The following is a 20103-nucleotide window of genomic DNA, read 5'->3' on the forward strand; positions in this document are numbered from 1 at the left end:
CGCCATGGAGCCCGCGGTCGCCACTCTGGAGCGGATTCTCACGGCCTTGAAGGCCGACCCTGCCGATATTCAACAAGCCGTCAGTCTTCTCAAAGAGTTATTGGTCAAAGGGCCGTGCGACGCCGAAATGGCGCAGATCAAATCCCTGCTCGAAAGCTGTCTGTCACAACTGGTCAAACCGGCGCTGGAGAAGGATCGCGAAAAGCAGTCGCAACTGGAGCGGCTGATCAAGCAGATTCAATCCACCCGCGAGTTGGATCTCAATGGCGTGGCGCAGCGGCTGGGGGAGATTGCGCCGTGGATCACCGATCCGCCGGACTGGCGCGCGCGCGAACGCAGTTCCGATGCGCCGGGGGATTTTCCCGCCAAGCTGCTGGAGGCGCTGCGCCATATGGGGCAGGGCGATGCGTGGCTGGCGGGGGAGGTGGAGAAGTTGGCGTCTGGGGCTCAACCGACTGCGCAGACGGCCACCTGGACGGCGCTGGCGGAGCTGCTGGCGCGCATTGTCAAGCGTGATGAGCTGGGACAGGCGGCGTGGCGCGCGGAGCGCGCCGAGTTCAAACAGAGTCTGCTGGAGCTGGCGCAAGGCATGGGCGAGAGCTTGCGCGCGTTGGGGCGCTCCGAAGGCGAAGTGGACGGCGTGCTGGAGCGGCTGCGCAGTGAGGAGTCCGGCGACGACCTGCAGGCGCTCAAGAAGGCGCTGCTCAAGGAGGCGCAAGCGTTTCAGACCCACTCCCGCTCATTGGGCGAGCGGTTGGAGCGGGACCGCGAACGGCTGGAGCAGGCGCGCAATCGCCTGCGCGAGATGGATGCGGCGTTGATGAGCGCGCGGGACGAACAACTCCAGGAGCCGGGCACTGGCTTGCCCAACCGCTACGCCTATTTGGGCCATCTGGAGCGGCAGATCAGCCGCGCGCGTCACTTGAAGGAGCCTTTTGCCCTGCTGCTGCTGCATCTGGACCATTTGGCGGGCGTGCTGGGCGGCATGAGCGAGCAGCGCGGGGACCGGCTGGTGGCGGGATTGGCCAAGCATTTTCGCGGCGTGGTGGGCGAACACGGATTCCTGGCGCGTTTGAGCGAAGAGCGCTTTGCCCTCTTGATGCCCGGCGCCGCCGCCGCCGTAGCGCAAGAGCGCGGGCAGGCGTTGTTGACTCTGTTCGAGCGCATTCGCACGCAGTTGGGCGGCAAGGATCTGCGTATTCGCGCTTCAGTGGGCGGCAGCATATTTCTACCCGACTGGAATGGCGAGGGGATCACGCGTCGCGCTGAAATTGCCCTGGGACTGGCGCGACGGCGACCGCAGGCGCCCCATCTGCATCTATACGATCCAAAGCGTGATCCGCAGCCTGGCGCCGAGGCGGGGGAGGGCAGTGGGGCATTTGACCCGCCTGGCGCGGATTAATCTTGCTTATTGCCACAGTTTGCGGAAAGATTGATGGGACTTCGTTCACACATTTTTGATTAGGGGAGCGTGCGGTATGGATGACATGACCTACAGCCTGCTGGTCTACTTTGGCCCGATCCTTCTGGTGACCCTGGGTCTGTTCGGCTGGATCATGACCAAGTTTTTCAGCGATTGACGGCGTCTTCCGTCGCCAGCGGGTGCGCATGATGACGCATCCGCTGGCGGACGCGCCAGCACACGCCGCGCCTCACCTGAGTGAGCGCGGTTTTTTTTGTCTGCTGTTTTGAAGTGGCCGACATCCGCCGTAGCGCCGATTCCTGCTATAGTCGCTTGAATCCAGAGTGACACAAATCCAAAGCTCTCAATGTTTGCGTGACGTTGGTTCAGCTTGCGCTGACTAGGGGACAAATTTCCAACGGAAATTTGTCGGGATTCTTAAGGGTTATAAACCCTTAAGTGGGGTGTGGGGCAAAGCCCCACGGTGTGGCTGTTGACCTTGGGAGCTCGAGGGCTACGCCCTCGATATCTTTCAGCGCCATGTGTTCACTTTTGAATGCTAGCGACTATATCTTCCAGCGCCCATATGTTCAGTTTTGAATGCTAGCGACTATATATGCCTTGAACCCTCAGCGTCAGCAGAGGGGTCTCACCCGCCTCATTTGGGCTTGGGCGCCTTCTTTTCGTACTCATAATAACCACCGCCGTAGTGGCCTGTGCCATAGGGGTAGTAGCCGTTGGGCAGCATGCCATGGCTGAGTGGATGCTGCACGAACGGCGGCTGACGGCTGGCCAGCGCTTCGATCATCATCAACTCGGCGTCGGTGTGGTTGAGCATGGGCGCCTTCTCCAGCGCCATGGGCGCGTCGGGTCCATAGATGAACAGGGGCGCGTCATGGTGGATGGAGTTCACCGTCAGGCTCTGGCGTCCGGCGCTGTCGGCCACGTCGATGGTCCCATAGCAGGGACAGAAGTAGGTGGCGCCATTGGGCATCGTCTGCATATACAGCGCGGTGCCGCGCACGCCCAGGGTGGCGGTGGTGGAGGTGAGGGTGCGTTTGGGGCCTTTGGAAAAAGCGCTCAGAATGCCGCCCTTTTTCAGCTTGAAGCCCGATAGCCAGCGGTTGGTCGTTGAGGCGCCGCCAGCGCTCTTTTCACCCACAGAGACGGTGACCTCGCTGTTGGGGCGCATCAAAAACACGTCGCCGCCCACCACAAAGGTGGCGCGCGAACGCGGGCCGGTGGCGACTACGTCGCCTTGTTTGATGCTTGCGCCTTTCTGCGCCGGCTGGCCATTGACGCGCACATCGCCATGGGCGTCGATGATGCCCTGCATGCCGGGGTGAATGTGGTGATCGGCCAGAGCGATGCGGGTGGCGGCCCAAAAACTGATGCCGCCCGCAGCGACGCCAGCGGTCAGGCGTTTCATCCATTCACGACGGGCGGGGTTGTCACAAGGGATGGCGCGGGGCATGGAGTCTCTCCTGGCGATAGCGTAAATTACTGGGCAAAATGGAAGAATTTTCTATACTCTTGTCACGCTCAAACGCAATTGATGGCGGTTTCCGTCGATGGTGCAAAAATTTCGCGCGTGTGTAACTGTTGACGCAAAACTGACGCATCGGTTCCCATTATAGCCGCTTGAATCCAGAATGACACAAATCCAAAGCGCTTAATGTTTGCGTGACACTGGTTGGTCTTGCACTGACTATGGGACAAATTTCCAACGGAAATTTGGCGGGATTCTTAAGGGTCTGTGACCCTTAAGCGGGTGTGGGCAGCGCCCACGATTTGGCAGGATTGCCGAATCGGACTCGCGCAGCGAGCCCGCAGGGTGAGGGCCATGGATGGCCCGAATCACGGTTTAGATTTTGATCTTGGGAGCTCGAGGGCGCAGCCCTCGATATCTTTCAGCGCCCATATGTGCACTTTTGAATGCTAGCGACTATAGGATGACCATTGCCTCAGCGCATGGCAATATTTTCGCGCAAATCGGTCGCGCTGGGCGGCTGAGATTTCAGGAGAGAGAGATGCCGGGTAAGTGTTGGAATCGGACGATATGTGGGGCGTTGTGTGGTGTGGCGCTGTTGTTGGGCGGCGCATCGGCGGCGCAGGCGGCCTCCGCCAAAGAGGCGGCGCGGGAGTTGATCAGCGACTACCTGATGGAGGCGACTCACACTGCGGGCATGGTGACGGTGGAGCAGGCGCGCGGCGACCTGCGCGGGGCGCTGTTTGTCGACATGCGCGAAGCGCCGCAGTATCAGGCGTCGCATATCGAGGGAGCCATCCATAAGGAGTGGCGCGAGGCGCTGGAGGATATGGATGAGATCCCCGACGACCGCATGGTGATCCTCTACTGCGGCACCGGCGCGCTATCGGCCCAGGCGGGCTTCGCCATGCGCATGCTGGGCAAGCGCAACGTGCTGATTCTGCGCGGCGGCTACGAGGATTGGGTCAAAGCCGGGGCCAAGTGAGCGCGTCTGCTCAATGATGGTCCGGTTGCAGCTGGATCCAAGACGGCGCGCTGTGTTTGGGGGCGTCGCTGCTGATCTCGAACAGCGACAGCAGCATGCCCGCCACGGCGTCGTGAGAGCTGTCCACATCACGCAGTTTTTGCGTGGCCTCAAAGTCGATGTCGGAGCTTTCGCCCGCCCACAGCAGCGCCGCCACGTGGGTCTGCTCCTTGGGCGCGAACAGATAGGGCATGCCGTGCAGGTAGAGCCCCTTCTCACCCAATGACTCGCCGTGGTCGCTGATGTAGAGCAGCGCGGTCTCGAACTCCCCATCGTTATGTTTGAGCAGATCGATGGCGCGGGCGAGGAAATTGTCCGTGGCGACGATGGCGTTGTCGTAGGCGTTGACGATCTGCGGATCGGTGCACTCGGAGAGCTCGGCGGTGGGGCAGGCGGGTTTGAAGTGTTCAAACTCCGCCGTGTAGCGCTTGTAATACGCCGGGCCATGATTGCCCATCTGATGCAGCACGATGAGAAAATCGCCGCTGTGACTGTCGATATACTCCTGCAAACCGCTGAGTAGGCCGGTGTCACGGCACTCCACTTCGTCACAATGCGGATTGCGTTCGCCGGTGCGGAAGTCCTCAAACGGCACCCGCAGCGCCACCCCTTTGGAGTCGGAGTTGTTATCCCGCCACAGCACGTTCACCCCCGCCTTGGCCAGCACGTCCAGCACGTTCTCAGTGCGTTTGGCGCGCGTGTCGTCAAAATTGTCCCGCCCATCAAATGCGAACATGCAGGGCACCGAAACCGCCGTGGAGGTGCCGCAGGAGTGGATGTTGGCGTAGCTCACCAGCCGCTCCTCTTGGGAGAGTTGCGGCAGGGTGTTGCGTCCATAGCCGTTGAGATTGATATGGTCGGCGCGCACGGTCTCGCCCACCACCACGATAATCAGATCGCGACCGGGATCCTCCGTCGGGCGTGCGGCGTGGGTGGCGCTGATGCGCAGCGGGCCGGGGTCGCGGCTCTTCCAGGAGCGCCCGGCGTATTTGCCCGCCGAGTAGAACGCATAGGCAGGGTTGGCGTAATAGCGTAACGGTTTATGCTCGCGCAGGAAGCTTGCCACCTGGCCGCTGTGGGGCAGCGCCAGACCCAGCGCAACCACCACTCCCAGCAGCGCTGCAAGAGCCAATTGACGCTTACGTCCCAGCCAGGTGGGGGCGGGCCGCCAGCGTGCGCGCCACACCAGCCAAGTCGGCAATACACCCAGCAGCGCGATGCGCAGAATGTATTGCGGGGTGATCAGATCCCCCGCCTCCTGGGGGTTGGTGGCGAGGATGTTCTCGATCATGGAGATGTCGATCACCACGCCGAACTTGTCCGCATAGTGGCCGATGGCCGAGGCCAGCAGAATGAACAGCGTGGCGGTGGGGCGCACCCCCAGCAGCAGGCTGAAGAGCGCCAGCACCAGGGTCAGAAAGGCCCACAGGATCCCCACCAGTGAGATCAGAAACGCCCGGTTGTCGGCCCAGGGGTAGACGTCGGTGACCTGATCGAAAAAGGTCACATTGCCGCTGATAGTGAGGAACGCCGCCGTCAGCGCAATGAGCGTCAGCGGCGTTAGGCCGCGTGATTCGGCGGCAGGGGAGGGGAGTCGCGCCATGGTGTTGTGTCCCGCTGTGCGTCGTGTGCGTGCGCAGGATTGCGCCGCGCGCGTTGAGGGCGAAGAGCGAGGCCAACCTACGCGGGCGCGCCGTCGGGGTCAACCCCGGCTCGGGCGCGGGCGGCGATGTGATACGAGTTGATCTTTATTTCGCACGGGGGCACAGTGGGCGGATATATTGGCGACTTAAGCAGTTAATGGGACACAGACACTTGGCGACCGCGCCCAAATGCGCGTGAGACGGCAAGGTTTTGAGCAGGAGTTGAGCGATGCGCATTCTATTGGCCGAACCGCGCGGTTTCTGCGCGGGGGTGGATCGGGCCATTCTGATTGTGGAAAAAGCGCTGGAGAAGTTCGGCGCGCCCATCTACGTGCGGCACGAAATTGTGCACAATCGTTGGGTGGTGGAGAATCTGCGCGACAAAGGGGCGGTGTTCGTACAGGAGCTGGATGAGATTCCCGACGGCGCGGTGGCGATCTACTCGGCCCATGGGGTCTCCAAGGCGGTGCAGCAGGAGGGCGCGCGGCGCGATCTGCGCATACTCGACGCCACCTGCCCGCTGGTGGACAAGGTGCATCGCGAAGCCGAGCGGCTGGATGGCGAGGGCTATCAGGTGGTGCTCATCGGCCACGCCGGGCACCCGGAGGTGGAGGGCACCATGGGGCAGTTGGCCCCGGGGCGCATGGCGCTGCTGTCGGACCAGAACGATATCGCCGCCCTGCCCGGCGCGGCGGACAAGCCCATCGCGTACATTACCCAGACCACGCTGTCGGTGGATGAAACCCGTGACACCGTGACGCAATTGAAGACGCGTTTTCCGCAAATTCGCGAGCCCGCCAAAGAGGATATCTGCTACGCCACGCAGAATCGTCAAAACGCGGTCAAGGCGCTGGCGGAACAGTGCCGCCTGGTGCTGGTGCTGGGCGCGCCCAACAGCAGCAACTCCAACCGTCTGCGCGAAGTGGCCGAGAAACTGGGGACGCGCGCGTACTTGATCGAGACCGCCGCCGACATCCAGGCGTCGTGGTTTGACGGCGTGGATTGCGTGGGCGTCACCGCCGGGGCGTCGGCGCCGGAGATTCTGGTGGAGGAGTTGGTGAATCGTCTGCAACACGAATTGGGCGCGCAAGCGCCGGAACTGTTGTCGGTGAGTCAGGAGCTGATCGCCTTCCCCTTGCCGCAGCCGTTGCGGGATTGAGCCATGCTGGCGGCGGACCATTTCATTCGGGCGCTGGATCTGAGCGCAGCGGGCGTGGGCGAATCTCTGGACGCTTTTCTCACGGCGTGTGCTGTGGGCGCCGGGGGCGGCGTGCTGGCGCTGCTTCCTGAGGCGGAAACCGCAGCCATTCCCGCGCTGCAACAGGCGTGTTCGGCGCGCGGGTTGGCGTTGGCGGGCGGGGTGTTCCCGGCGTTGGTGGAAGATGCGGGATTTTCACAGCAGGGCGCGTGGTTGCTGGGCTTTTGTGCGATGCCGCCGTTTGTGTTGCTGGATCCCGCAGACGCTCCGAATGGGAGTTTGGACCGGGGCATCGCAGAATTCGTCGCCGCTCATATAGACAATGGGTCGACCACGCCGTTGCTGTTTATGCTGTTTGACGCGCTGTTGCCCGACCTGTGCCCGGTGCTGCGCAATCTGAGTGAACGGTTGGAGCGGGACGACCTTGACGTTCTGTATGCCGGGTGCAATGTGGGCAGCGAGAGCTTTACCCCATTGCCCTGTCTGTTTGATGACCAGCGCACAATCCAAGGTGGCGCGTTGGTCCTGCTGGCCCCGCAGGCGGCGGGCGAGATCGCCGTGGAGCATGGTTGCATCGCCCCCATGCGCCTCTCCACCGTGACCCGCAGCGATAACAATCGCGTCATCGAATTGGATGAGGAGCCGGCGTTCGATGTCTATCAGCGCATTCTTAAGACTGACTACGCCATGGAGATGGATCGCGACAGCTTCTACCAGCAAGCGGTCCACTATCCGTTGATGCTGATGCAGAAAGGCGTCTCGCCCAGTATCCGCATTCCGGTGGCGCTGGATGAAGACGGCGCGTTGATCTGTGTGGGCGAAGTCCCCGAAGGCACGCTCACGGCGTTGATTCAGGCTCCGGGGACGCTGGAGGGGAGCCACTGCGTGGAGCGGCTGGGCGCGAGTCTGAAAGGGCGTGTGCAGGGCCGACTGCTGACCTTCTATTGTGCCGGGCGGCGTTTGCAGTTCGGCGTGGAGGCGGCGCAGGAGGAGCTGCGCATGCTGGCGCATCAGGTGGGGGCGCATCAGGTGGCGGGCGCGCTCTCATTGGGTGAGATCGCCACGGATATCAATGATGAACCCGCGTTTCACAGCGCCGTGATTCTGTGTGGCGCGGCGGGAGGAGAGACGGCATGACGCCGGAGCAGCAAGAGCAACAACAACGGGTTCAGGAGCTGGGTAAGCGCATCAAGCGTTGGTTTCTCTTCAGCTTTCTAGGGTTGATGGCGCTGGGATTCGCTTCGCCTCTGATCTTTCAATGGTTTATGTTTAACTCCTCCGGCGGAGCGATGCAGGTCTCCATTGATAGTGACGGCGTGGTGATTGGCGGCGATGAACTGGATCACCCCACAGGCGCCAATGACCCGATGAAGCAGATTGTGCGGTTGATGCGTGATGGGGTGAAGGATCCCGAAGCGTATAACGCCTTGGTGCGCAAAATGCCCCAGTGGAGTCTCTCCACAGAAGGGGAGTATGCGGTGGCCAGCCGATCGATCCCCGGTCTGTTCGCCGAGACCGTAGCGGTCAAATTTGACTCGGACGACAACCGTTTGGAAGTGAGCGCCCAGGTCTCGCCGGATGCCGAGACGTCGGAGGGGAGCGTCACGGTGTCGTTGTCGCTGGGCAAGACGACGCGCTCCAAGCGCATCAGCTACGGTTTGCAGTTGCCCGGCGCGGTGGATCCCGCCACGCTCACCCACAGCGTGGATGGCGAGGTGGTGACGGTGCGAGCGCGTATGATCGACTGAGCGGAGGGCGTCCCGCCCTTTACGCGGGCTCGCTGGCGTGCATATTGCTTGGCGTAACGGACGTCTGCGGCGCTGCATCTGCAATGCGCCGCCGACGCTGTCTGCAACGCGCCTTGGGAGCCGTTATGCGCCAGCCGCTCACCATCGTCATGTATCACTACGTCCGGCCCATCGCCCGCAGTCGTTACGTGGGCATTAAAGGGTTGGAGAAAAACGATTTTCTTCAGCAGTTGGACTATCTTCAGCGTCACTATGTGATGCTCTCCATGGTGCAGGCAGCGGCGTGCCTGCGCGGTGATGAGACGTTGCCGTCCAACGCCGCGCTGCTCACCTTTGACGACGGCTATCTGGACCACTATCTGCACGTTTTTCCCCATCTGCTGGAGCGCGGGCTCACTGCCGCGTTCTATCCCCCTGTCTGCGCGGCGCGGGATCGGCAGGTGCTGGACGTCAATAAAATCCACTACATTCTCGCCTGTCAGCCCGATAGCAATCTGCTCATCGAACAACTCGATGCGGCGGTGGAGGCGGCGCGGGATCGGTTTGATCTGCTCCCCTTGGCGCAGTATGTGGCGGAGTGGAAAAAGCCGTTTGGTTATGACACGGCGGAGGTGATCTACATCAAGCGCATGTTGCAGCATGTGCTGCCTGCGGCGCTGCGGGGGGAGATCGTCGATGCGCTGTTTGCGCGTTGTGTCAGCGCCGATGAGGCGGCGTTCGCCGATGAACTCTATATGGACGTCGCCCAGCTCAAAACCATGATCGGCGCCGGGATGCACGTGGGCGGTCACGGCGCGGCGCATGATTGGTTGGATCGCCTGAGCGATGACGCGCAGGCGGCGGACATTGCGACGGTGCGCGACTTTCTCGGCGAGTTGGGTGCGCTGGACGAGTTGTTTACCTTCTGCTACCCCTATGGCGGGCACAATGCCACTACGCGGCGTCTGTTGCGTGAGGCGGGGTGTGCGCTGGCGGTGACCACCGAGCCGCGCGTAGCGCACGTGGGCGAAGAGGATGCGCTGACGCTGCCGCGTTTGGACACCAATGCGTTTCCGCGCCAGGCCGATGCGGCGTTCGTCGAGCCCAAAGGGTGGTAGGAGGGGAATGACTCCAGGTCCTTGAATTGCGTTACTACGTAACGCGAATGAAGCTGACGATTCAGAACTAGGCTGATTGTTCGCAACCAAGTAAACTAACGGGGGTGCAGGGGAATCATTCCCCTGCCGGGTCGAGGGCAGAGCCCTCGCGGGTCCAGGGCGGCGCCCTGGTCGGGGTCTGGGGCAAAGCCCCAGTCTCTTTACTCTTCAACACTTCTCAAATCAAAACTATGAGCCAAGACGCCATTGCCGCCATCGTGCGCGAATCGATCATCGAACTGAATCGCCAACTGCCGCCGGAGTCGCGGCTGGATCCCGACGCCGCCGACGTGGTGTTGATGGGCGAGGGGGGCGGGTTGGACTCCCTGTCGCTGATCAACCTGTTTGTGGCGGTAGAGGAGCGATTGGAGGAGCAGTTGGATCTGAGCCTGTCGCTGGTGGACGCCAGCGCCGAGCCCGAGGGCGCCGAGGCGTTCCACACACTCAGCGGCCTGATCGACTGGATCGTCGCGCGTGGCTGATTCCGCTCAGACGGCGCCGAGCCATGGCGAACAGACGCCGCTGACCCTGATCAGCGACTTCAACGCGGATATTCTGGCGCGTCTGCTCAATTTCGCCGAGTCGGGGCCAAAGATCATCGCCCACAGCGCGCCGTTTGGACAGGTATATCAATCCCTCGCCGGGCTGGAGCCGGATGCGAATCGCATGGTGATGGTGTGGAGCCGCCCCGAAGGGGTGCTGCCCAGCTTCGCCGATGCGCTGGCGTTCCATCCAGTGGCCTGGGAGGCGCTGGCGGCGGAGATCGACCAGTTCTCCGCCCTGTTGCGTCGCGCTGCAGACGCCTCGCGCCATCTGTTGGTGGCGACATGGGTGATGCCGCCGGGGGATCGCGGCTACGGTATGCTGGAGTGGCGCCCTGGCGTCGGCCTGCGGCATCTGCTGGCGCGGGCCAATCTCTATCTGGCGGAGAAGCTGGACACGTCTAATATCCACCTGCTGGATGCGCAGAACTGGCTCATGGCCGCCGGTCCCAAAGCCGCCGCGCCGCGCATGGCGTTCACCACCAAAACCCCCTACGCCAACCCCGTGTTCGACGCCGCCGCCGCCGATGTGCGCGCCGCCGTCACCGCTTTGCGGGGGGAGTCGCGTCGGCTGGCGGTGGTGGATCTGGACGACACCCTGTGGGGCGGGGTGATTGGCGAGACCGGTTGGCAGGGGGTGCGCCTGGGTGGGCATGACCATGTGGGCGAGGCGTTCGTGGCGTTTCAGCAGGGGCTCAAGGCGCTCACCCGGCGCGGGGTGCAGATCGCTCTGGCCAGCAAGAATGAGGAGTCGGTGGCGCTGGAGGCGTTTGATAAGCGCCCGGAGATGGTGCTGAAACGCGGCGATCTGGCCGGGTGGCGCATCAACTGGAACGATAAGGCGGCCAATATCGCCGCGCTCACCGATGAGATCAATCTGGGGCTGAAATCGGTGCTGTTCATCGACGACAACCCCGCCGAGCGCGGACGGGTGCGCGAGGCGCTGCCCGATGTGTTGGTCCCGGAGTGGCCTAAGCAGCCCACTGAATACGCCGCCGCGTTGCGCGCGTTGGACTGCTTCGATCAACCGGCGCTGAGTGGGGAGGATCGGCGGCGCGCCGAATTAGCCGCCGCCGAACGGGAGCGGCGCGAAGCCCGCGATGGGGTGGACTCCATCGACGACTGGTTGGCGACGCTAGGCGTTACTGTGACGGTTGTGCAGGCGCATGAGTCCCATGCGCCGCGCATTGCGCAACTGTTTAATAAAACAAACCAAATGAATCTCTCCACGCGGCGCTTAAGTGAGGCGGAGTTGGCGGCGTGGACGCAGCAGCCGAACCACTGGCTGCGCGCGGTGAGCGTGCGCGATCGGTTTGGCGATTCGGGATTGACCGGGGTGGTGGCGTTGGACGTTGACGGGGCCACGGCGCGGGTGAGTGATTGGATCCTCAGTTGCCGGGTGATGGGGCGCGGGGTGGAGGCGGCGCTGCTGCATCTGGCGGTGGCGGAGGCGCGCAGTCGTGGCGCCGAACGTTTGGAGGCGCGCTATCTGCCCACGCAGCGCAATGCGCCGTGTTTGCGTCTGCTGCGGGCGTCGGGCTGGCGCGAGGAGTCTGAGCATCTGTTTGTGTGGGATGCAAAAGAGGAGTATCCAAGCCCCGGTCATATTGTGTTGGATGCGTGATGGGACGTTCGGATAAGGCGGGAGCAAAAGGGATGCGCAGAACCAGACAGGGGGAAAATCGGGACATTTATGGCCCGATTTTTCGGGGTCTGGGGGCCGCGCCCCCAGCGGGTGTGGGCGGAGCCCACGGTGTGGAAGTTGATCTTCAGGGGAGTTTGAGGGCGCAGCCCTCAATATCTTTCCTCTTCCGACAACAGCCATCCTACCTGGAGCAAATTCATGAGCGGCGTTGAAATTCGCCTGTGCGCCGCCCATGAGCGTGAGCGTGTGATGGCGTTCCTGCGCCAATATTGGTCGGCCAAGCACGTTCTGGCGCATCATAAGGGGTTGTTTGAGTGGCAATACCGCTCGGTGGAGCGGGATGGCTATGACTACTTTCTGGCGTGGCGCGGGGAGGAGCTGCTGGGGGTGCTGGGCTTCATCGACAGCCGCCGCTACGACCCGCAACTGACCGGACGCAATGTGGCGTGGCTGGCGCTGTGGAAGGTGCGCGATGACGCGGGGGTAGCCGGGCTGGGGCTGCAACTGCTGCTCACCATGATGCGGGAGTTGTCCGCCGCCTGCTTCGGCGTGGTGGGGATCAACCCTACGCACCCACCCATGTATCGCGCGCTCCGTTATGTGAGCGACGAATTGACGCAATATCTGTTGCTGCGTCCCGATGCTCCAACGGTGCTGACCCACCGTCCCGACGACTTTGTGATTCCGCCCGGCGCGCCCGGCGCTGCGCAGTTGCGTCTGCTGGACGCCGCCGCCCTGGCGCAGTTGGATGTGAGCGCCATCGACGATGGGCAGATTCCCGCCAAGAGCGCGCGCCATTTTCACACCCGTTTTCTGGAGCATCCGTACTATACCTATCGCGTGTATGCGGTGGTGCGAGCGGACAAGCCGGTGGCGCTGTTGGCGGCGCGTCGGGCTGAACATGCGGGGGTGGGCGCGCTGCGGCTGGTGGACTTCTGGGGCGATATCGCCCATCTGGGCCAGTGCGGCGACGCGCTGCGCGCCGAGTTGGCCGAATTGGAGTGCGAATACGCCGACCTGTGCGCCGCCTTGCCCGATGACGCCCCCCTGGCCGAGGCGGGCTTCTTCGCTCTCGACCCCGATGGCGCATTCATCGCGCCCAACTATTTTGAGCCGTTCGAACAGCGCAATGTGCGCATTCGTTACGCCTTCAAAGGGGAGGCGGCGCCGTCGATCTTCCGTGCCGATGGCGATCAGGATCGTCCCAATCAGTTGTCAGCAGAGAACATGTGATACGCTCTGAATTCCAATGAGCGGCTGATTGGGGGAGGAAAGAGACTGGGGCTGTGCCCCAGACCCCACGAGGGCGCCGCCCTCGACCCGCAAGGGCTCTGCCCTTGACCCGCCAGGGAAATGATTTCCCTGGACCCTCATTAGTTTGCCTCTGAGCACGCAATGGATTGAGTGCGCGTTTCTTATAGTCTCAGTGTTATGCAGTATTGGAAAGTAAATGAGCGTTACGTTATCACGCCAATTCAGTCTCGATGATCAACAGGCGTTCGCAGAATTCTCCGGTGACTTCAATCCGTTGCATGTGGACCCGGTGGTCGCTCGGCGCACTCCTTATGGGGCGATCATGGTTCACGGGCTGCACCTGACGCTGTGGGCGCTGGACCAGTTGGCGGCGCATCGCGGCGCCGCGTCCTGGCGCACGGTGCGCGCCGCGTTTCATCAGCCGGTGTTTTTGGATGATCCCGTCACCCTGGCCGAACCGCGCCAGGAGTCCGACGGGGCCTGGTTGGCGCAGGTGGTGGGCGCTGAAGGGACGGCGCGCGCCAGCATCTGGCTGGAGCCCAATGCGGCGTTGGCGCGCTTAACGGCTGCACAGCCAGCCAGAGGGGACGCCTCCGCCACGCCGGAAGATCCGCCCTTCGCCAGCCTCAAAGGGATGCGCGGCGCCACGCCGTTGTTTCTGGATGCGCAGCGCTTGGAGGCGCTGTTCCCGCAATTGGCGGTCACCGCCGAACCGGCCTGGATCGCCGTTCTGCTGGCCACCACCCGGGTGGTGGGGATGCTCTGTCCGGGGCTGCACTCGCTCTTTTCCGGGCTGGAGCTGCAACGCGATGAGAGCGCCGAGGGCGCTTCACCAGCGTTGGAGTATGTGGTGAAACGCGCCTCTACCCCGCGCGCGCCCATCAAAATCGCCGTCTCGGGCGCACAATTGCGCGGAACGCTGGCGGCGTTCCATCGTCCGCCCCCCGCCGCGCAACCCAGCGCGGCGGAGATCTTCGCCGCCCATGGGCACAATCGCTACGCTGGACAGCATGCGCTGATTCTCGGCGGCGCACGGGGACTGGGCGAGATCTGCGCCAAACTCATCGCCGCAGGCGGCGGCGAGGTGATGATCACCTACGCCCATGGCGCCGACGACGCCCAGCGCGTGGCCGATGAGATCGGGCAAGCGGGCGGCCGCTGCGGGGTGATGGCGTGGGATGTCACCGCGCCGCCCGAGCCCGATGTTCTGGCCAATTTGACGGATGTGACCCATCTTTACTACTTCGCTACACCGCCCATCGGCGGCGGCGCGCATGGGGATGTGTTTGACGCTGATCGTTTTGCCATGTTCTCACAATTTTATGTGGTTGGGTTCTCTAACACCGTTACGCTATTGCGCCATGTTATCGGTTCAGACAAGCCGTTAACTCTATTTTACCCCTCGACGGTGTTTATTGAAGAGCAGCCCGAGGGAGTGGCGGAATACGCCGCCGCCAAGGCCGCCGGAGAGTCCCTCTGCGCCCATCTGCAGGCCCGCAACCCTCTCTTGCGCGCGTTTGCGCCGCGCTTGCCGCGGCTGCGCACCGATCAGAACCTGAGTTTATTAGGCCCAGCTCCCGCCGAGCCCCTGGAAACGCTCGCGCCCTGGGTGGAGCGACTGCACGCGCCCGTAGTCTGAAAACCTGCTCGTCGCATCGCTGTTTGCATTTCCCGGCGTCTCGGTTTAAGTTTTTAATCACATTCTGTAACGGGGGTTTGCGGCAGCAAAACCCACCAATGCGGTCTATTCGCCGCCCGGGTCGAGATGATCTCCAATTCCAACACCGCCGACCCCTCCTCGGCTCGGGTGCTGTTCAGCGCCCTACGGCGCGCCCTCCTGGTATGGGCGCCAATGATGGCGCTGCTGGGCGTGGGCGCCTGGTATCTCTACGACAGTGAAGTGGAGAAGCAGCGCAGCGATGTGCGCGTGCGCGCCCGCATCGCCATGAGCAACACCTTCAACGCCATGCGATTCCGCTTGGCGTGGATCGAAAAAGACACCCTCTATCTGTCGCACCTTGAACAGATGATGGAGGGCTTCACTGATGATCCCGTTGCGCGCAACAAGCTGATTACCGAAACCTTCCGTTCCTTCGTCTTCTACCGCCGCAATATCTATGACCAACTGCAGCTGCTCGATGGCGACGGACAGGAGATGGTGCGCATCAACAACCGCAATGGCCGCATCGACGCCGTCACCGCCGACCAGTTGCAGAACAAAGGCGATCGCTACTACGTCAAAGAGATTCAACAGCTCAACCGCGAGCAGATCTACCTGTCGCCGTTTGACCTGAACGTTGAACGGGGACAGGTGGAGATCCCCTTCCTGCCCATGATCCGCTTTGGCGCGCGCACGTTTGACGGCCAGGGCAAAACCAAGAACATGGTGGTGGTCAACTATAAGGGCGCGGATCTGATCAGTCGCCTTTCCAACAACTTTCGCGATGCTCTGGGGGAGTTTTGGATCATCAATCAGAATGGCTATTGGCTCAGCGGCGCCAGTCAATCCGACGAGTGGGGCTTTATGTTCCCGGAGCGTCGCCATTTGACCGTGGCCAACCGCCATCCCGATCTGTGGCGGATCATCCAAGAGAATCCCCTGCGCGGCCAGCGTGAGATCAATGGCGCGCTGCTCACCTATCGCACCTTCCAGCCCACCCGCGAACTGGCCGTCAACGGCGTGGCTCTGCGCGCCGACGCCAAAGAGCAGTGGACCTTGGCGCACTACATCCCTGCTGAGGTCTACCAGGAGTTGAGCGCCTCTTTGCGCAGCGCTTTCATTGTCGGTTACCTGTTGATTGCGCTGATGCTGGGCATTCTGGTGTGGTACAACGCGCAGATCTGGGCGCGGCGTCAGATCACCATGGGCGAGTTGCAGGAGTCGCAAGAGCGCTTCCGCTCCCTGCTGGAGTCCACCCCCGACGCCATTGTGGTGAGCGACGCCCAAGGGCGTATTGTGCTGGTCAATAATGAGGTGGAGTCGCTGTTTGGCTACAGCCGCGAGGCGCTGCTGGGCGCGCCGGTGGAGATCCTCATTCCCAAGCGTCATCAGGGGGGGCACGTCGCCCTGCGCAGCGAGTTCCTGCAACATCCGATTAAACGCGATATGGGCCGGGGCCGCGACGATCTCTATGCCTTGCGCCGCGACGGCACCGAATTTCCGGTCAAGATCAGCCTCAATGTGAGCGGCGAGGGCGATAAGAAACTGGTGATCAGCGAAATTCGCGACATCACCAGCGAACGCGCCGCCACCAACGTCATCCGTAACCTCAACGCGGAGTTGGAGGCGCAGAATATCAAGCTCAACCAGGTCAAGGAGCGGCTGGAGCTCTCCACCCGCGCCGGCGGCATTGGCATTTGGGACTGGGAGATCGGCGTCGACCGTCTGCACTGGGATACGCAGATGCTGGAGCTGTTCGATCTGACCAGCGACGCCTTCGATGCGCGCCAGGGGGCGTGGACCGAGCGCATTCTGGAGGAGGATCGGCGCGACTTTTTGAACGCCATCGAAGCCGCCCTTAAGTGGGGCGCGCCGCTGGATGAGACCTTCCGCATTCGCCTGGATGACAGCGCCATCCGCCACATCAAGACCCACGGCGTGGTGTTCCGCGACGACTCCGGCAAAGCCTACCGCATGCTCGGCGTCAGTTACGATGTGACCGAGCGCATGTTGCTGGAAAAACAGCTTATTGAGCACAGGGATGAGCTGGAGTTACGGGTCGCCGAACGCACCGCCGAGCTGGATGCCGCACGCCGTAACGCCGAGCGATTGAACAAAGTGAAGGGTGAGTTTCTGGCCAATATGAGCCACGAAATCCGCACCCCCATGAACGCCATTCTGGGCATGGCCTATCTGCTGCAGAAGCAGGAGCTGCCTGGCGACGCCAACGCTATGGTGCGCAAGGTGGTCAATGCCGGGCGCACCCTGTTGCTGATCATTAACGACATCCTCGACTTCTCCAAACTGGAGGCGGGGCGTTTGGAGATTGAGCGCGCCCCCTTCCTGCTCAATGATGTGCTGGAGAATCTCTCCACCATCATGGCCTCCAATGTGGGCGAAAAAGATTTGGAGTTGGTGATCTCACCGCCGCCCACCCAGGCCAATCTATTGTGTGGCGACGCCCTGCGCTTGGAGCAGGTGCTGATCAACCTCACCGGCAACGCCATCAAATTCACCGAGCGCGGCCATGTGGCGTTGCGCATCACCCTGGAGGATCGCACCGAGCGCTCCGCCACGCTGACATTCTGTGTGGTGGACACCGGCATCGGCATCTCCGAGCAGGCGCAAAAAGAGATCTTCGCCCCCTTCTCCCAAGCCGACACCTCCACCACGCGGCAGTTTGGCGGCACCGGGCTGGGGCTGGCCATCAGCCGACAACTGGTGTCGCTGATGGGCGGTGAGATCACTCTGACCAGCGAATTGGGCAAGGGTAGTCAATTTTGCTTTACACTGACATTCGAATGCGCCGAAGATATTCAACTATCGCAGCCGGATATGTCGGAAATAGACATGGTGGTGGTGGATGATAGCCCCGAAGCGCGGGAAGCCATTGCCCAGACCGCGCAGGGGTTGGGGTGGTCAAGCACGATAACCGCCAGCGGCGAAGAGGCGCTGGATGTGGTGCGCAAGCTCGCTGGCGGCAAGGAGCAGACCGACGTGCTGGTGGTGGATTGGCGCATGCCGGGCATGGATGGTCTGCAGGTGGCGCAGCGGGTCCACGAGATGTGCGCTGTTGAGCGCACGCCCATTGTGGTGATGGTGACCGGTCATGCTCTGGAGTCGCTGAGCAACGCGCCGGAGTTGCGTTATGTGGATGCGGTGCTGAGCAAACCGGTGACGCCGTCCACCCTGTATGACGCCGTGGTCAAAGCCAAGAAGGCGCAGAATCCGGCCAACGCCACGCGCACCGCGCCCTCTGGGGCGCCCAGCCGCCGCTTGACCGGTTTGAACCTGCTGGTGGTGGATGATAGCGAGATCAACCGCGAGGTGGCGCAGCGCATCTTTGTGAGCGAAGGCGCCGAGGTGACGCTGGCCAACGACGGTCTGGAGGCGGTGCAGAAGGTGCGCCACGCCGCGCGCGCATTTGACATCATTTTGATGGATGTGCAGATGCCGGTGATGGATGGCTACGCCGCCACCCATGAGATTCGCGCGCTGCCCGATATGGAGTCTCTGCCGATTGTGGCGTTGACGGCGGGCGCATTCAAAAATCAGCAGGATAAAGCCAGCAAGGCGGGCATGGACGCCTTTATCGCCAAACCGTTCGATGTGGAGATGGCGGTGGGGCTGATCCAGCGGATGACCGGCTGGGAGCCGCCGCAGCGCGAGCCGGAGGGAGCTGACGCGCAGACGCCGCCGCCCGAGACGCCCACCGCGTCGGAGCCGGAGGAGGAGCACAGCGATCTGGCGGGACTGGATGTGCAGGGGGCGCTGCAGGTGTGGCGTGACAAAGCCGTCTACCAGCGCTACCTCACCCGTTTTGCAGCGGACTACAAAGATGTGGTGACGCAGATTGAGGACGCTTCTCCAGAGCAGGGCTCGGCGATTGCCCACAAGCTCAAAGGGGCGGCGGGCAACCTGGGGTTGCGCGATGTGGCGCGCTATGCGGGCGAGGCCGAGGAGGCGCTGCTGGAGGGAACAAGCGCGCAAACGATTTTGTCCAATCTTGGCGAAGCAATCACCATAGGATTGGACTCAATTTCACGCTACGCGCCGTCGGCGGCGGACGCGAATGCGCAGGATCTCGGCGCAGCGGCTGATGCGGTGGACGCCAAGGCCGTGGAGCCGTTGTTGCGCGACATGTTGGCTGCGCTGGCCACACATGATCCAGAGCCGGCCGAAGCGGTGCTGGAGCGCATCGCGCAACTGGCTCCAGAGAGTCTGTTGAAGGGGGTGCGCGAAGGGCTGGAAGGGTTTGACTTCCAGGCTTGCGCACAAGCTGTGCGCGATTTGGCCGACACATTGAAGATTTCGTTGGAGTGAATGGAGCGTGGGCATGCCGTATGGCGCCTTACTAATCGTCGATGATGAACCGCAAAATCTTGCGGCCATGCGTCAGATTCTGTCGTCCAAATACCGTCTGCTGTTTGCCCGCGGCGGCAATGAGGCGTTGGCGGTGGCGCGACAGCAGCGTCCGGCGATGATTCTGCTGGATATCAAAATGCCGGATATGGATGGCTATGCGGTGTGTCGCGCCCTCAAAGCCGACCCCGAGACCGAGCATATTCCGGTCATCTTTGTCTCCAGTTTATCGGACGTGGGCGATGAGGCCGAAGGCTTTGAAGCCGGATGCGTCGACTACATCATCAAACCGCCGTCGCCGCCCATCGTCCTTGCTCGAATCAATACGCATCTATCGCTGGTGCGCGCCATCCGCTTGGAGGATAGCCACCGCGACGCCATCTTCATGCTGGGCGCGGCCGGGCACTATAATGACTCCGACACCGGCGTGCACATCTGGCGCATGGCCGCTTATGCTGGCCTGTTGGCGCGCGAATGTGGTTGGAGCGAAGAGGAAGCCAAGCAGATCGAGCAAGCCGCACCCATGCACGATACCGGTAAGATCGGCATTCCCGACGCCATCTTGCGCAAACCGGCCAAGCTGGACGCCGATGAGTGGCGGGTGATGCGGACCCATAGCGAGATCGGACACGGCATCCTCAAGAACAGCAAAGCGCCGGTGTTCCAAATGGCCGCCCAGATCGCGCTGTATCATCACGAAAAGTGGGACGGCAGCGGCTACCCCAACGGGTTGGCGGGGGAGGATATCCCCGAAGCGGCGCGCATTGTGGCGCTGGCCGACGTGTTCGACGCTCTGAGCATGAAGCGGCCCTATAAGGATCCGTGGCCTATTGATCGCATCATCGACGTCATGGGTGAAGGCTCCGGCTTGCACTTTGAGCCGCGCTTGCTGGAGGCGTTTCTGGGTCTGATGCCGCAGTTGCTCGAGATTAAGCAGAAATGGGATAGCTTCGAACAGCGTCAGAATGTGGCCTGAGCCGCATCTTCATGCGCAGTACAA

The 20103-nt window shown here is 62.3% G+C and carries 14 protein-coding genes; 12 read left to right on the top strand and 2 right to left on the bottom strand.

What is annotated here, in order from left to right:
- Positions 1-4 precede the first annotated feature (4 nt).
- Positions 5-1402 (top strand): diguanylate cyclase domain-containing protein, encoded by a 1398-nt coding sequence (locus tag MAIT1_RS02550; RefSeq protein ID WP_085440451.1) that lies wholly within the window; start codon positions 5-7, stop codon positions 1400-1402.
- Positions 1403-2060: 658 nt separating this feature from the next.
- Here the strand turns inward: MAIT1_RS02550 and MAIT1_RS02555 are convergent.
- Positions 2061-2876, bottom strand: coding sequence for a FecR family protein (locus MAIT1_RS02555; RefSeq protein ID WP_085440452.1), 816 nt, complete (start codon positions 2874-2876; stop codon positions 2061-2063).
- A gap of 556 nt (positions 2877-3432) precedes the next feature.
- Here MAIT1_RS02555 and MAIT1_RS02560 point away from each other — a divergent pair.
- Positions 3433-3876, top strand: coding sequence for a rhodanese-like domain-containing protein (locus tag MAIT1_RS02560; RefSeq protein ID WP_158089266.1), 444 nt, complete (start codon positions 3433-3435; stop codon positions 3874-3876).
- A gap of 10 nt (positions 3877-3886) precedes the next feature.
- Here MAIT1_RS02560 and MAIT1_RS02565 read toward each other — a convergent pair whose 3' ends face one another.
- Positions 3887-5518 (bottom strand): phosphoethanolamine transferase, encoded by a 1632-nt coding sequence (locus tag MAIT1_RS02565; RefSeq protein ID WP_085440454.1) that lies wholly within the window; start codon positions 5516-5518, stop codon positions 3887-3889.
- A gap of 269 nt (positions 5519-5787) precedes the next feature.
- Here MAIT1_RS02565 and ispH point away from each other — a divergent pair, with 269 nt between their 5' ends.
- The 10 genes from ispH (at position 5788) to MAIT1_RS02615 (ending at position 20079) form a co-directional block, all read left to right on the top strand.
- Complete coding sequence (gene ispH, locus MAIT1_RS02570; RefSeq protein ID WP_085440455.1) at positions 5788-6717, top strand: 4-hydroxy-3-methylbut-2-enyl diphosphate reductase; 930 nt, start codon at positions 5788-5790, stop codon at positions 6715-6717.
- Between the two features lie 3 nt (positions 6718-6720).
- Positions 6721-7893: an FIST C-terminal domain-containing protein gene (locus MAIT1_RS02575; RefSeq protein ID WP_085440456.1), complete on the top strand. Its 1173-nt coding sequence runs from the start codon at positions 6721-6723 to the stop codon at positions 7891-7893.
- Positions 7890-8504, top strand: coding sequence for an Hsp20/alpha crystallin family protein (locus MAIT1_RS02580; RefSeq protein ID WP_085440457.1), 615 nt, complete (start codon positions 7890-7892; stop codon positions 8502-8504). Before MAIT1_RS02575 ends, MAIT1_RS02580 begins: the two co-directional genes overlap by 4 nt.
- 125 nt (positions 8505-8629) lie before the next feature.
- On the top strand, positions 8630-9601 hold the full coding sequence (locus MAIT1_RS02585; RefSeq protein ID WP_158089267.1) for a polysaccharide deacetylase family protein: 972 nt from the start codon (positions 8630-8632) through the stop codon (positions 9599-9601).
- A gap of 230 nt (positions 9602-9831) precedes the next feature.
- Positions 9832-10122 carry a hypothetical protein gene (locus MAIT1_RS02590; RefSeq protein ID WP_085440459.1) on the top strand — a complete coding sequence of 97 codons (291 nt, stop codon included), beginning with the start codon at positions 9832-9834 and terminating at the stop codon, positions 10120-10122.
- Entirely contained in the window at positions 10115-11806 is a 1692-nt protein-coding gene (locus tag MAIT1_RS02595) for an HAD-IIIC family phosphatase (protein ID WP_085440460.1), read from the top strand. The genes MAIT1_RS02590 and MAIT1_RS02595 overlap by 8 nt, the downstream gene beginning before the upstream one ends.
- Before the next feature lie 219 nt (positions 11807-12025).
- Positions 12026-13060, top strand: a complete 1035-nt coding sequence (locus tag MAIT1_RS02600) for a hypothetical protein (protein WP_085440461.1) — start codon at positions 12026-12028, stop codon at positions 13058-13060.
- A 217-nt stretch (positions 13061-13277) separates the two neighbouring features.
- The gene (locus MAIT1_RS02605; RefSeq protein ID WP_085440462.1) at positions 13278-14720 is read left to right on the top strand and encodes an SDR family NAD(P)-dependent oxidoreductase; all 1443 of its coding nucleotides are present in this window, start codon (positions 13278-13280) and stop codon (positions 14718-14720) included.
- Positions 14721-14846: 126 nt separating this feature from the next.
- Positions 14847-19064 carry a response regulator gene (locus MAIT1_RS02610; protein ID WP_085440463.1) on the top strand — a complete coding sequence of 1406 codons (4218 nt, stop codon included), beginning with the start codon at positions 14847-14849 and terminating at the stop codon, positions 19062-19064.
- A 13-nt stretch (positions 19065-19077) separates the two neighbouring features.
- Positions 19078-20079: a response regulator gene (locus tag MAIT1_RS02615; protein WP_085440464.1), complete on the top strand. Its 1002-nt coding sequence runs from the start codon at positions 19078-19080 to the stop codon at positions 20077-20079.
- Positions 20080-20103 lie beyond the last annotated feature (24 nt).

The organism is Magnetofaba australis IT-1 (assembly GCF_002109495.1).
Classification (GTDB): domain Bacteria; phylum Pseudomonadota; class Magnetococcia; order Magnetococcales; family Magnetococcaceae; genus Magnetofaba; species Magnetofaba australis.

Bases quoted from the DNA above. Each gene is read 5' to 3' on its own strand.
- MAIT1_RS02550 (WP_085440451.1), top strand. From the start codon at position 5: ATGGAGCCCGCGGTCGCCACTCTGGAGCGGATTCTCACGGCCTTGAAG.
- MAIT1_RS02555 (WP_085440452.1), bottom strand. From the start codon at position 2,876: ATGCCCCGCGCCATCCCTTGTGACAACCCCGCCCGTCGTGAATGGATG.
- MAIT1_RS02560 (WP_158089266.1), top strand. From the start codon at position 3,433: ATGCCGGGTAAGTGTTGGAATCGGACGATATGTGGGGCGTTGTGTGGT.
- MAIT1_RS02565 (WP_085440454.1), bottom strand. From the start codon at position 5,518: ATGGCGCGACTCCCCTCCCCTGCCGCCGAATCACGCGGCCTAACGCCG.
- ispH (WP_085440455.1), top strand. From the start codon at position 5,788: ATGCGCATTCTATTGGCCGAACCGCGCGGTTTCTGCGCGGGGGTGGAT.
- MAIT1_RS02575 (WP_085440456.1), top strand. From the start codon at position 6,721: ATGCTGGCGGCGGACCATTTCATTCGGGCGCTGGATCTGAGCGCAGCG.
- MAIT1_RS02580 (WP_085440457.1), top strand. From the start codon at position 7,890: ATGACGCCGGAGCAGCAAGAGCAACAACAACGGGTTCAGGAGCTGGGT.
- MAIT1_RS02585 (WP_158089267.1), top strand. From the start codon at position 8,630: ATGCGCCAGCCGCTCACCATCGTCATGTATCACTACGTCCGGCCCATC.
- MAIT1_RS02590 (WP_085440459.1), top strand. From the start codon at position 9,832: ATGAGCCAAGACGCCATTGCCGCCATCGTGCGCGAATCGATCATCGAA.
- MAIT1_RS02600 (WP_085440461.1), top strand. From the start codon at position 12,026: ATGAGCGGCGTTGAAATTCGCCTGTGCGCCGCCCATGAGCGTGAGCGT.
- MAIT1_RS02605 (WP_085440462.1), top strand. From the start codon at position 13,278: ATGAGCGTTACGTTATCACGCCAATTCAGTCTCGATGATCAACAGGCG.
- MAIT1_RS02610 (WP_085440463.1), top strand. From the start codon at position 14,847: ATGATCTCCAATTCCAACACCGCCGACCCCTCCTCGGCTCGGGTGCTG.
- MAIT1_RS02615 (WP_085440464.1), top strand. From the start codon at position 19,078: ATGCCGTATGGCGCCTTACTAATCGTCGATGATGAACCGCAAAATCTT.